Annotated in this window: 11 protein-coding genes; 9 read left to right on the top strand and 2 right to left on the bottom strand. The window is 76.1% G+C overall.

Annotated features, from left to right (window positions below):
• Nucleotides 1–4: 4 nt before the first annotated feature.
• From AC07GB_RS11660 to AC07GB_RS11690, 7 genes are all read left to right on the top strand, one after another.
• Entirely contained in the window at nt 5–724 is a 720-nt protein-coding gene (locus AC07GB_RS11660; protein WP_478844054.1) for a peptidyl-tRNA hydrolase, read from the top strand.
• 198 nt (nt 725–922) lie between these two features.
• Nucleotides 923–1,687 carry a DUF4142 domain-containing protein gene (locus AC07GB_RS11665; RefSeq protein ID WP_478844302.1) on the top strand — a complete coding sequence of 255 codons (765 nt, stop codon included), beginning with the start codon at nt 923–925 and terminating at the stop codon, nt 1,685–1,687.
• A 116-nt stretch (nt 1,688–1,803) separates the two neighbouring features.
• Nucleotides 1,804–3,147: an MbnB/TglH/ChrH family RiPP precursor modification enzyme gene (locus AC07GB_RS11670; protein ID WP_478844056.1), complete on the top strand. Its 1,344-nt coding sequence runs from the start codon at nt 1,804–1,806 to the stop codon at nt 3,145–3,147.
• 45 nt (nt 3,148–3,192) lie between these two features.
• Complete coding sequence (locus AC07GB_RS11675) at nt 3,193–4,215, top strand: TIGR04222 domain-containing membrane protein (RefSeq protein ID WP_478844058.1); 1,023 nt, start codon at nt 3,193–3,195, stop codon at nt 4,213–4,215.
• Between the two features lie 192 nt (nt 4,216–4,407).
• Nucleotides 4,408–5,253, top strand: coding sequence for a DUF4142 domain-containing protein (locus AC07GB_RS11680; protein ID WP_478844060.1), 846 nt, complete (start codon nt 4,408–4,410; stop codon nt 5,251–5,253).
• A 72-nt stretch (nt 5,254–5,325) separates the two neighbouring features.
• Complete coding sequence (locus AC07GB_RS11685) at nt 5,326–6,117, top strand: TIGR04222 domain-containing membrane protein (protein ID WP_478844062.1); 792 nt, start codon at nt 5,326–5,328, stop codon at nt 6,115–6,117.
• Nucleotides 6,118–6,218: 101 nt separating this feature from the next.
• Nucleotides 6,219–7,880, top strand: coding sequence for an alpha/beta hydrolase (locus tag AC07GB_RS11690; protein ID WP_478844064.1), 1,662 nt, complete (start codon nt 6,219–6,221; stop codon nt 7,878–7,880).
• Here the strand turns inward: AC07GB_RS11690 and hemQ are convergent.
• Both hemQ and hemG read right to left on the bottom strand, forming a co-directional pair.
• Nucleotides 7,829–8,548 carry a hydrogen peroxide-dependent heme synthase gene (gene hemQ, locus AC07GB_RS11695; protein ID WP_478844066.1) on the bottom strand — a complete coding sequence of 240 codons (720 nt, stop codon included), beginning with the start codon at nt 8,546–8,548 and terminating at the stop codon, nt 7,829–7,831. The genes AC07GB_RS11690 and hemQ overlap by 52 nt on opposite strands.
• Nucleotides 8,549–8,552: 4 nt before the next feature.
• On the bottom strand, nt 8,553–10,043 hold the full coding sequence (gene hemG, locus AC07GB_RS11700) for a protoporphyrinogen oxidase (protein ID WP_478844068.1): 1,491 nt from the start codon (nt 10,041–10,043) through the stop codon (nt 8,553–8,555).
• A gap of 191 nt (nt 10,044–10,234) precedes the next feature.
• Here hemG and AC07GB_RS11705 point away from each other — a divergent pair, with 191 nt between their 5' ends.
• Together AC07GB_RS11705 and AC07GB_RS11710 are read left to right on the top strand one after the other, a co-directional pair.
• The gene (locus AC07GB_RS11705; protein WP_478844070.1) at nt 10,235–11,209 is read left to right on the top strand and encodes a DUF4349 domain-containing protein; all 975 of its coding nucleotides are present in this window, start codon (nt 10,235–10,237) and stop codon (nt 11,207–11,209) included.
• Between the two features lie 97 nt (nt 11,210–11,306).
• Nucleotides 11,307–12,692, top strand: a complete 1,386-nt coding sequence (locus tag AC07GB_RS11710; RefSeq protein ID WP_478844072.1) for an FAD-dependent oxidoreductase — start codon at nt 11,307–11,309, stop codon at nt 12,690–12,692.
• Nucleotides 12,693–12,781: the final 89 nt, after the last annotated feature.

Below are 12,781 nucleotides of genomic sequence, written 5' to 3' on the forward strand. Positions count from 1 at the left end.
TGCGGTGAGTGCTTACGAACCCCAGGCCGACAGTCCCTTCCGTGCCGAGCCGAGCGAGCGTGACGAGGCGCCGCAGTTCGTGCTGCCGCTCGTGGCGCGCATCGAGCGGGCGGCTCCCCCGGCGCGTACGGACGCCCTGGAGACGGCGGCGCGCGCGGTCCTGACGATCCTCAGCGACGAGCGTTCCCTCGGCGACGGGCCGTGGGCGCGGGCGATGACGGACTGGCAGGACGCCCGGATCCGCAAGGTGGTGCGCAGGGCGAAGGGCGCGGAGTGGCGCCGCGCGGAGGCCCTCGACGGCCTCACGGTCGCGGGCAAGTCGGCGGAGGTCCGCGTCTATCCGCCGGTGCCGCTGGACGGCTGGCCCAAGGACCTGGCCCGCCTCCAGGTGTCGGGCACGGACCTGGACGACCCGGAGCCGCCGCTCGACCCGGAGCCGGGCACGCCGGTGCTCTGGCTGAGCCCCGAGGTGACGATGTCGGCGGGCAAGGCGATGGCCCAGGCGGGCCACGGCGCGCAGCTGGCCTGGTGGGACCTGACGGCCGCGGACCGGGCGGCGTGGCGGGACGCGGGCTTCCCCCTGGCGGTGCGCACGGCCCCGCCCGCCCGCTGGCGCGAACTGACCGCGAGCGGCCTCCCCGTGGTCCGCGACGCGGGCTACACGGAAATCGCCCCCGGCTCCTGCACGGTGGTCGCCGACCACCCCGCACTCCGGACCACCTGACCCCACCGACGACTCCCCTGCCCGCGGGGGCGGAGCGACGGGGCTCCCTCGGTCGCAGCGGGCGGCGCGTGACTCCCGTCACAGCGGGGCCCAGGGGTGAACACCTTCCCCACCCCTCCCGTACCTTCGCGTACCACCAAGTGGCGTGGTCAGCGGTTCTGTTGCGGCCCGGGAGGCACCTTGCGGCGCACTATGCCCATCAGGCACATCAACGGCACGGCCCTGATCATCGCGGCCCTCGTCGTCACCGTGGGGGCGCTCGCGTTCCCCGTGTGGTCGTACGCCGACCGCTCCGGCACCGGCGAGGCGAACCTCAGCGCCGGGAGCGTATCGACGCGTTGGGGCCCGCTGTCGGCCACGGACCGGGACTTCCTCGTGCGGGTGCGGCTCGCCGGCCTGTGGGAGCTGCCCGCCGGGCAGCAGGCCGTGGAGCGCGCGCCCACCAAGGCCATCAAGGAGGCGGGCGACCACCTGATCGTCGGGCACACCGACCTCGACGAGCGGGTGCGCGGGGTCGCCGCGCAGCTGAACGTGGAGCTGCCCAACCAGCCCAACGAGCAACAGCAGGGCTGGCTGAAGGAGTTGACGGAGGCGAGCGGCGAGACGTACCAGCGCAAGTTCGCCAACCTGCTGCGCGTCGCGCACGGCAAGGTGTTCAGCCTGATCGCGCAGGTGCGGGACAGCACCCGCAACTCGCTGGTGCGCCAGCTCGCCTCGGACGCCAACCAGACCGTCCTCGACCACATCACCATGCTGGAGGGCACCGGCTTCGTCGACTTCGACGCGATCGCCAACGGCAACGCCTCGACGGCCACGGCCAGCCCCACCGGCCCCCCGCCGCCCGGCGGCCCGCCCCCGGAGCCCGCCCCCGCGGGACCGAGCGGTGACGTCTCCGGCACCTCGCGGCCCTCGCCCGCGCCCCCGGGCACGGTCAACACCGACCGGCCCGAACCTCAAATATAGCTCTGAACCCGCTGATCAGAAGGTTCGGGCCGCCCTGTCGCGGTCATGACTCCGGCGTCGAAGGAGGATGCGAAGGCGCGTCACGGGACGAGGAAAGACGACACGGGGGGGCAACGATGGTGCGGTTGGGTACGGGGATCGGCTGGCGGCCGGAGATCGCGGACGCGGTGGAGCGCATGCCGGGCATCGACTGGGTCGAGGTCGTGGCGGAGAACGTCTGCCCGGGGCATCTGCCCGCGTCCCTGACGCGGTTGCGCGAGCGCGGCGTCACGGTCGTGCCGCACGGCGTCTCGCTGGGGCTCGGCGGCGCCGACCGGCCGGACGAGGGGCGCCTCGCCGCGCTCGCGGAGCGCGCCGGAGCCCTTGGCGCGCCGCTCGTCACCGAGCACATCGCCTTCGTACGGGCCGGGGGGCCGCTCACCGCCTCGCAGCCGCTCGAAGCGGGGCATCTGCTTCCGGTGCCGCGCACCCGGGACGCGCTCGCCGTGCTGTGCGAGCACGTCCGGATCGCGCAGGACGCCCTGCCCGTGCCGCTCGCCGTGGAGAACATCGCGGCCCTGATCTCCTGGCCCGGCGAGGAGATGACGGAGGGCCAGTTCCTCTACGAACTGGTGGAGCGGACCGGCGTACGGCTGCTCATCGACGTCGCGAACCTGCACACCAACCACGTGAACCGCGGCGAGGACCCCGCCAAGGCGCTCGCCGAACTGCCCGTGGAGGCCCTCGCGTACGTGCACGTGGCGGGCGGCTTCGAGCGGGACGGCGTCTGGCACGACAGCCACGCGCACCCGGTGCCGCGGCCGGTCCTCGACATCCTCGCGGATCTGGCCGCGCGCGCGGAGCCGCCGGGCGTGCTCCTGGAGCGGGACGAGAACTTCCCCGCGCCCGGCGAGCTGGAGCGCGAACTCGACGCGATCCGCGCCACGGTGGCCACGGCCAGGGCCGCCGCGGGCCCCGACGCCCCGGCGGCCCCCGCCCGGGCCGCCGCCGCCCGGGCCGCCGCCGCGCGGGCCACGGACGCCGAGGCCCTCGCCACCGCCCGCGAGCGCGTGGCCCTCGCGCAGGCGTCCCTCCTGTCCGCGCTCGTCGCCGGCACGCCCGCGCCGGAGGGCTTCGACCGGGCGCGGCTCGGGGTGCAGGGCCGGGCGCTCGCCGCCAAGCGGGCGGACGTGGTGGCGAAGGTCGCCCCGGAGCTGCCGGAGATCCTCGGGGACGCGTACCGCGGCGAGTTCCGCGCCTACGCCGCCGGGCGGCCGATGACGGCGGGCTACCGCCGCGACGCGCTGTCCTTCGCCGAGCACCTGCTGCTCGCGGGCCGCCCCGAGGACGCCGCGGCGCGCGGCCGCCTCACCCACTGGTGGCTCGACCGCTCGGGCCCGCGCCCGCTGACGGGCCGCCCGGTGACGCGCTGGCTGCGCACGGCGCGGCTCGCGCTGCGCCGCGGCCGGGCACTCCGCTGACCCGTCGCCCCGCGCCGACGCCGCACCGCTCTCGGGGGACCAGCCATGCACCGCACCCACCTGACGCAGACCGCCCTGTCCGACCCGGCCGCCGAGGCCCTGGCCGTCTGCTACTTCCTGCTCGTCGCCGCCTCGTGCGCCGCCGTCGTGGCCGGGGTCCTCGTGACCCGGCGGCGCCATCCGCGGCAGGCCCGCGCGGGCCTGCCGCGGGGCGCCCTCAAGGACGCGTACGAGGCCGCCTTCCTCGCGGGCGGGCCCGGCCGCGCCGCCGACGCCGCGCTCGCCGCCCTGCACGCGGACGGGCGGCTCACCGTCGCGCACCCCGGCGTCGTCGGCGCCGCGCCGGGAGCCGTGGCCCGCCATCCGGTGGAGGCCGCGGTGCTCGCCGCGTACGCCGCCGCGCCCACCGGCGCCCTGCACGGGCTGCGCGCCGCGGTGATGCGCGCCCCGGCCGTGCAGGCGCTCGGGGACGGGCTCGCCGCCCGCGGCCTGATGGTGCCGCCGGGCCCGCTGCGGCCCTGGCGGCGCCGGATCACCGCGTATCTGTATCTGTGCGTCGCGGGCGTGCCGTTCGGTCTCGTCCTGGCCTTGACGTCCTCGGTCGGGAGGTCCAACTCCGCGTACTCGGACCTCCAGGTGGCCCTCGCGGTGCTGCTCGGCGGCGCCGTCGGCGTGCTCTGCTTCCGGGTGGCGGGGGACCGGGCGACCTCCAGGGGCCGCTTCGCCCTCCACCTGCTGCGCAGCCGTACCCGCGACGACGAGCGGGGCGCCGCGCACGCGGTCGCCGTGCGCGGACTGCGCGGCGTCGAGGACGCCGAGCTGCGCGAGCAGCTCGCGCGGGCACGGCACCTGCGCGCCGGCCATGCCCCGGCCGTGCCCGCCGCCCCCGTCGCCTGGTGCGCGGGCGGCACCGGCTGCGGCGGGTCGAGCTGCGGCACCGCGCGCCGCGACGGCGACAGCGACTCCCGCGGCTCCGGCTCCGGCTGCGGCAGCGGCGGGAGCGGCTGCAACGGCGGAGGCGGCTGCGGGTCGAGCTGCGGGGGCGGCTGCGGCGGAGGCGGCGACTGACCCCCGTGCCCCCGGCACCGGCCGCCCGGGCCGCGACGGTGTGCCCCGTCGCGGCCCGCCCTGCCGCATCCCTCGGGCGTGCGCGACCGCCTCACGTGCACGCCCCCGTACGGACGTTGACGTACCTCGCCCGGTAACGCGGCCCCTGGCCTCCGGCACGCATTAGCGTGCACAGGCGTTACAGGAGGCTTCATGCGATCCCGATTCATCCGCGGCGGCGGGCTCACCCGCGGCGGACTCACCCCCGGCGGACCCGGCCGCGGCAGCGGGCTCATCCGTGGCGGCGGGCTCATCAGCGGCAGCGGACTCGTGCTCGTGGGGCTCGTCGTCACCCTGGCCGCGCTGGTCTATCCCGTGTGGTCCTACGAGGACCGGTCCGGCACCGGCCTCGACACGCTCAACGCGCAGACCGAGTCGACCGCGTTCGGGCCGCTGTCCGCGCTCGACCGGGACTTCGTCACCAAGGTGCGGCTCGCGGGCCTGTGGGAGCTGCCCGCCGGGCAGCAGGCCGGGGAGCGCGGCACCACCCAGGCCGTGCACACCGCGGGCGAGCACCTCGTGGAGGGGCACACCTTCCTCGACGCCCGCGTCCGCGAGGTCGCGTCCCAGCTGCGCCTCGAACTGCCCAGCCAGCCCACGGCCCAGCAGCGGCGCTGGCTGGCCGAGCTGAGCGCGGCGCGCGGCGCGGCGTACGACGAGAAGTTCGCGAACGTCCTTCGGCTCGCGCACGGCAAGGTCTTCGCCGTCGTCGCCCAGGTCCGCGCCACCACCCGCAACTCGCTGGTGCGGGCCCTGGCCGACGACGCGAACACCACGGTCCTCGACCACATCAAGGTTTTGGAGGCCACCGGGCTCGTCGACTTCGACGGGATCGCCCGGGACGCGGCGACCTCGGGCCCGCAGCCCGCGACCCGCTCCCCGGCGCCGCCGGGCCCCGTCGAAGGGCCGGGCGGCTCGCCGCCCGCCGCCGCGCCGGTGACGCCGACGCCGAGCTTCACGCTGCCGCCCGCCGTGTCCCGGCCCCGGCCCCGGCCCTGAGGCGTGTGATCCTCGTCCGCATCGTGGAATTCCGCTGGCGCCGTCACCGGAGGTTCACATAGAAACACCGGCATGTTCTGGGTTCCGCTGCTGCTCCTCGCCTGTGCCGTCGCCGCCCTGTCCTGCGGGCGCCTGTGCCTGGCCGCCGTGCACGCCGCGGCCGCCGAGGCCAGGAGCCCCCGGCCGGAGCGCAGCCTCACGCTCTACGAGGCGGCGTTCCTGTCCGGCGGGCCCGGGCGCGTGGCCGACGTGGCGCTGGTGTCGATGGCGCGCCGGCGGCGGCTGCTGCTCGCGCACACCGGCTGGGCCACGGTGGTGGAACCGGCCGGCGGCGAGGCCGGGGACGACCCGATGGAGCGGTCGGTGCTCGGCGCGATCGGCCCCGGCGGACAGTCGCGGATCCCGCCGGTGCGCCGGGCCACGGCCACCGCGGACGCGGTGCGGGCGCTCGCCGACCGGCTCGTCGCGGCGGGGCTCGCCGTGCCGGACGGCTCCCGGTCCGGCATCGCGGGCGCGCTGCGGCAGGTGCGGGCCGCCGCGGCCGCGATCGCCGTGCTCGGGGCGTGCGCGACGCTGCTCCCCGGCCAGGGGCAGGGCGACGAGCTGCCGGTCGCGGTGTGGTTCGCGCTGCCGCTGCTGCTCACCCTGAGCTGTCTGGCCATCGCCCGCTTCGAGGTGCCCGCCTCGCGCTGGGCCTCGCCCGCGGGGCAGCTGCTCCTCGGCGCGCTGCCGTCGCGTGACGACCTCACGGCGCTCGCCGTGCGCGGGGTGCGCGCCCTGAACGACCCGGGCCTGCGCGCCGCGCTCTCGCACCGGGACCCGAACCTCGACGGCTATCGCTCCACGCGCCAAGAGTGTCATTGAGCCGACACCGGCGGACCGGTCCTTTACTTCGTCGACCGCCGAGCGAAATATCCCTTTCGTCACATTTCACGCTTTGCTGTGCGAAAGGGTCAAGAACCGCGATGAGAGCAACCACAGCCGCCCTGTACGGGACCGCAGGATCCCTGGTCCTGTCCGCCCTCGTCGCCGCCCCCGCGCACTCCTTCCCCCAGCCGGCCGCGGAGGAGCGGGGCACCGCCGTCGCCGCCGAGCGCGCCCGCGCCACGGGCATCCGCTTCGGGGCCTGCCCCGCGGCGGAGGGCCTGCCCCCGTCCGTGCGCTGCGGCACCGTCACGGTCCCGCTCGACTACGCAGACCCCGGCGGCAAGCAGATCAAGCTGACCGTCAGCCGCGTGGAGGCCAGTGGCAGGGCGGGACGCCACCGGGTGGCGCGGCAGGGCGCGCTCGTGTTCAACCCGGGCGGGCCCGGCGCGTCCGGCATGTACTTCCCGCTGGTCCGCGCCCTGCCGGAGTTCCGCCGCCTGGCGGCCGCGTACGACCTCGTCGGCTACGCCCCGCGCGGCGTCGGCCGCTCCGCGCCGCTGTCCTGCCAGGACCCGAAGGAGTTCACGAAGGCGCCCACGCATTCGCCGGTCCACCCGGGCCCGGCGGACAAGGCGGAGCGGATCGAGCGGGCCCGGGCGTACGCGCGCGGCTGCGCCGAGCGGGCCGGCGACGCCCTTCCGCACTACACCACGCTCAACAACGCCCGGGACCTGGACGTGCTGCGCGCCGCGCTCGGCGAGGAGAAGCTGACCTTCATGGGCGCCTCGTACGGCACGTACTTCGGCGCCGTGTACGCGACGCTGTTCCCCACGCACGTGCGCCGCATGGTGTTCGACTCGGCGGTGAACCCGGACCCGGAGCAGATCTGGTACGCCAACAACCTCGACCAGTCCGCCGCGTTCGAGCGGCGCTGGGCCGACTTCCGGGCGTGGGTGGCCAAGCATCACAGGACGTACGGCCTCGGCACGACATCGGAGGCCGTGCGGCGCGCGTACGAGAAGGTGCGGGCGGCGGTGACCCGCGAGCCCGCGGGCGGCACGGTCGGCTCCGACCAGCTGCACTCGGCGTTCTTGCAGGCCGGGTACTACGACGACTACTGGCCGATGCGGGCGAGCGCCCTGTCGCAGTACCTCAAGGGCAACCCCCGGCCGCTGGTCGAGCAGGCGGGGCCGAGGCCGGGGGCCGCGGCCGAGGACGAGAACGGCAACGCCGTGTACACCGCGGTGCTGTGCAACGACGCCTCCTGGCCCACCGACTTCGCGGTGTGGGACCGCGACAACACGGACCTCGCGCGCACGGCCCCCTTCGAGACCTGGGACAACGCCTGGATGAACCTGCCGTGCGCCTCCTGGCCCGCGCCCCGGCAGCGGCCGGTGGACGTGTGGGCCCCGGCGGGCACGCTGCCGCCGACGCTGATCCTGGCCGCCGAGCGGGACGCGGCGACGCCGTACGGGGGCGCACGGGAGCTGCACGAGCGGCTCTTCGGCTCGGTCCTGGTGACCGAGCGCGGCGCGGGCACGCACGGCATCGCGGGCGGCGCGAACGCCTGCGTCAACGGCTACCTCGACGCGTACCTGCTGGAGGGCCGCCTCCCGGACCGGCACGCGGAGTGCGGCCCCCACCCGGAGCCGCGGCCCGCGGCCCGGGCGAAGACGCCAGGCCCGCGGGCCGTCTGGCAGCGCGGCGCTCAGGCGAGCCCCTCCACCAGGTCCGCCACGGACTTGCGGCGGCCGGTGTAGAACGGCACTTCCTCGCGGACGTGCATCCGGGCCTCGGAGGCCCGCAGGTGACGCATGAGGTCGACGATGCGGTACAGCTCGTCGGCCTCGAAGGCCAGCAGCCACTCGTAGTCGCCGAGGGAGAACGAGGCGACCGTGTTGGCGCGCACGTCGGGGTAGCCACGGGCCATCTTGCCGTGGTCGGCGAGCATGCGGCGGCGGTCCTCGTCGGGCAGCAGGTACCAGTCGTAGGAGCGCACGAAGGGGTAGACGCTCACGTAGTTCCGCGGCGTCTCGTCGGCGAGGAACGCCGGGATGTGCGACTTGTTGAACTCGGCCGGGCGGTGCAGCGCCATGTTCGACCAGACCGGCTCCAGGGCGCGGCCGAGCTTGGTACGGCGGAAGAGGTTGTACGCGGTCTGCAGCTCGTCGCTGGTCTCCGCGTGCCACCAGATCATGACGTCGGCGTCGGCGCGGAGCCCGGACACGTCGTAGACGCCTCGGACGGTGACGTCCTGGGCGGCCAGCTTGTCGAACAGGTCCTGGACCTCGTCCGCGTACCCGAGGCGGCTCTCGGGCAGGACGTCGCGCAGCTTGAAGACGGACCACAGGGTGTAGCGGATGACCTCGTTGAGGTCCTTGGCCTTCTTGCCGGCGTTGGGGATCTTGGCGGGGGCGTCGTCACTCATGAGGCTATTCTCCCGCGCCGCCGTGGAGGCTCTGCACCGGGTTGGCCGTCAGCTCCTCGGCCCCGGAGGAGTCGCCGCCGAGCTGGTCGACGGCGGCGTACGCACTGGCGATGCACGCCGGGATGCCGACCCCGTCGTACGCCGCCCCGCACAGGGCGAGGCCGGGGAGGCGGCCCACGTGCGCGCGGACGCGGGCCACGCGCGCGTGGTGGCCGACGGGGTACTGCGGCAGGCCGTCGTGCCAGCGCGTGACGCGGGTGGCGACGGGGCGCGCGGTCAGGCCGACCGCGGCGAGCAGATCGCCGCGGGAGACGTCGACCAGCTCGTCGTCGTCGCGCCGGAGGTCCTTCTCCTCGCCGTGGCGGCCCACCGAGGTGCGCAGGACGACCAGGTCCGGGTCCTCGTCGGCGATCCAGCCCCACTTCTGCGAGGCGAACGTGGACGCCTTGATGGTCCGGCCGTCCACGGGCGGCACGAGGAAGCCGCTGCCCTCGGGCAGGGACACGTCGGCGCGCCGGTAGGCGAGGGTCATCAGGGCCATGGAGGCGTACTCGACGGCCCGCAGCTCGGCGGCGGCGCCCGGGGACACCGGGTCGAGGAGCCGCGCGGCGTGCGGGGCGGGGACGGCGAGCACCACGGCGTCCGCCGCGAGCACCCGGCCCGCCGCGCGGACCTCCCACCCCTCGGGCGTCCTGCGCACCGCCTCCGCCGGGGCAGAGAGCAGGATCTCGCCGCCCCGCGCGCGCACCGCGTCGGCGACGGCGAGGGGCAGCCGGCCCACGCCGCCCGCGATGCCCATGAACACCGGCCCGTCCTGCTGCCGCGCGGCGGCCCGGCCCTGGATGTCCCGGACGCCGTCGAGCAGAGAGGTGTGGGTGCGCGCGGCCTCGTAGAGCTGCGGCACGGCCAGGCGCAGCGACAGGCGGTACGCGTCTCCCGCGTACACCCCGCCGAGCAGGGGCTCCACGAGGCGGTCCACGACCTCGCGGCCGACGCGGGCCGCCACGTACGCGCCGACGGCGACGTCCTCGCCGACCTCGGTGGGCGGCAGCTCCGCGTCCTGGGCGACGCGCCGCAGCCCGTCGCCCGACAGCACCCCGGCGAGCACCGACGGGTCGCCGGGCACGCCCATCACGTGCCCCTTGGGCATGGGCACGAGGGCGCCCCGCGTCCACAGCGAGGCGCTCGCGGTGGCGGGCGCCTGGAGCGCGTCCGCGAGCCCGGCCTCGCGGGCGAGCGCGACCGCCTCGGGGCGGCGGGCCAGCATCGACTCGGCGCCGAGGTCGACCCGTACCCCCTCGATCTCGCCGGGGAGCAGCTTGCCGCCGACCCGCTCGGAGGCCTCGACGACGGTCACCCGGGACCCGGTCGCGAGCGCCCGGTGCGCGGCGGCGAGCCCGGCGATGCCGCCGCCCACCACCACGACGTGGGCCGCGCGTCCCGCACGGTCCTGACCTGCGTGTCCCTGCTCTGTAGCTGTGTCCGCTGCGCGCATGCCCCCACTGTCTCAGACCGCCCGGCGGCGCCCGCCGGGCGTCTCCCGCCGGGGCGAGTCCCGTTCGTGACCGCGCCGGGACCTCTTCGGGACCGTACGGGCCGAACGCGCCGCGCGCCCGGCGCGTCGTAGGGGCACAGTCACGACTAGCTCGGGGGTACGACATGTCGAGGGCCAGGACATGCAGGGGCGTGCCGGCGCCGGCCGTCGCGCTGCTCGCGGGGGCGCTCGCGCTCACGGGGTGCGAGACGGGCGGCGACGAGGCGGGCGGCGACGGGAAGGCCGCGGGCGCCGGCGCGGCCCGGTCCGAGCAGCGGGGCGGGGACGGCGCCGCGGAGTTCCCCGACGAGGCGGCGAGTGCCGGCGGGAAGGGCAGGGCGGCGGAGCCAGGCGGCAAGGGCCCTGGGCGGGCGGGGAAGCCGGGCGAGCGCCCGCGGCTCGACGGGCCGCACATCATCCGCACCGCGTCGCTGACCGTGCGCGTACGGGACGTGCCGAAGGCCCTTGAGCGGGCCCGCGCGGCGGCCGAGGGGGCGGGCGGCCTGGTCGGCGACGAGACCACGGACCGCGACCGGCACGGCAGGGAGCGCTCGCGGGTCGTCCTGCGCGTGCCGCAGGAGGGGTACGCGCGGCTCCTGTCCGACCTGACGGGCACGGGAAGGCTCGTCTCGCGCACCGCCAAGGCCGAGGACGTCACCGAGGAGGTCGTCGACGTCGCAAGCCGCGTCAGGACGCAGCGCGCGAGCGTGGCGCGGGTGCGGGAGCTGATGGACAAGGCCACGAAGATCAGCGACATCGTGTCGCTCGAAGGCGAGCTGAGCACGCGTCAGGCGGACCTGGAGGCGCTGCTCGCGCGGCAGGCCTCGCTCAAGGACCGCACGGCGCTCGCCACCGTCACGCTGACGCTCACCGAGTCCCCCGCGGGGCGGCCCGACGGCGATGACGACGACGATCCGACCGTCGTGGACGCCCTCGCGGGCGGCTGGGGCGCGTTCGTGACGATGCTGCGCTGGGCGGCGGTCGCCCTGGGCGCGGCGCTGCCGTTCGTGGCGGGCGCGGCGCTCCTTGGCGCGGCGTGGCTGCGGTGGGGCCGGGGGCGCACGGTGCGGCCGACGGGCACGCCCCGGGCGCCGGAGGTCACGCCTCCGGCGCCGGACGGTTCCTGAGGCGGCCCGGTCCGGGCCGGGTACTGCCGCCCGGCCCGGACCCGGCGGCAACGCGGGCGTGCGACGCGTGCGTTGACCGGCGACGTAGCGTGGACACATGAGCGAAAGACTGGTGGTCATCGGTGGTGACGCGGCGGGCATGTCCGCGGCGTCCCAGGCACGCAGACTCAAGGCGCCCGAGGAGCTGGAGATCGTCGCGTTCGAGCGCGGCTCCTTCACCTCCTACTCCGCCTGCGGCATCCCGTACTGGGTCGGCGGCGCGGTCTCCGAGCGCGAAGACCTGATCGCGCGCACGCCCGAGGAGCACCGGGAGCGCGCGATCGATCTGCGGATGCGAACGGAGGTCACGGAGATCGACCCGGCCCGGCGGCGGGTGCGCTCGCGCGACCTCGGCTCGGGCGCCGAGGAGTGGACGGCGTACGACAAGCTCGTGATCGCCACCGGCGCGCGGCCCCAGCGGCCACGCCTGCCCGGCATCGACGCGCCGGGCGTGCACGGGGTGCAGACCCTGGGCGACGGCCAGGCGCTCCTCGACCGGCTCGGCGCGACGCGGGGGCGCAGGGCGGTGGTGGTCGGCGGGGGCTACATCGGCGTGGAGATGGCCGAGGCACTGCTCCACCGGGGCTACGAGGTGACGGTCGTCAACCGCGGCGAGCAGCCGATGTCGACCCTGGACGCGGACATGGGCCGTCTGGTGAACGACGCGATGTCCGGCATGGGCATCACGATGGTGAACGACGCGGCCGTCACGAAGATCCTCACCGGTGCGGACGGCGCGGTGCGGGCCGTCGCGACGGAGGACGCCGAGTACCCCGCGGACGTGGTGGTGCTCGGGATCGGCGTCCGGCCCGAGACGGACCTGGCGCGGGCGGCGGGGCTGCCGCTCGGCGAGCACGGCGGGCTGCTCACGGACCTCTCGATGCGCGTGCGGGGGCCCGTCGCGGACGGGGCCGTCTGGGCGGGCGGCGACTGCGTGGAGGTCCTCGACCTGGTCTCCGGGCAGCAGCGGCACATCGCGCTCGGCACGCACGCGAACAAGCACGGGCAGGTCATCGGCTCGAACGTGGGCGGCGGCTACGCCACCTTCCCCGGCGTCGTCGGCACGGCCGTGAGCAAGGTGTGCGACCTGGAGATCGCGCGCACGGGCCTGCGCGAGAAGGACGCGCGGGCGGTGGGCCTGCGCTACGAGGCGGTGACGATCGAGTCGACGAGCCGGGCCGGCTACTACCCCGGCGCGGCCCCGATGACGGTGAAGATGCTGGCGGAGCGCAGGACCGGGCGGCTGCTCGGGACGCAGATCGTGGGGCGCGAGGGGGCGGCCAAGCGAGTCGACGTCGCGGCGGTGGCGCTGACGGCCCGGATGACCGTCGAGGAGATGACGGCCCTGGACCTCGGCTACGCACCCCCCTTCTCCCCGGTCTGGGACCCCGTCCTGGTGGCCGCCCGCAAGGCGGTGACGGCGGTGCGCAAGACCAGCGCCTGACAGAGCGGGGCGGGGCGGCGGCACCAATGGTCCGCACCAATTTCCGCCGCCCGCCCGGCACGGGAACCACGGGACGCCGGCGCGCAATG

The sequence above is a fragment of the Streptomyces sp. NPDC045778 genome (genome assembly GCF_056431945.1).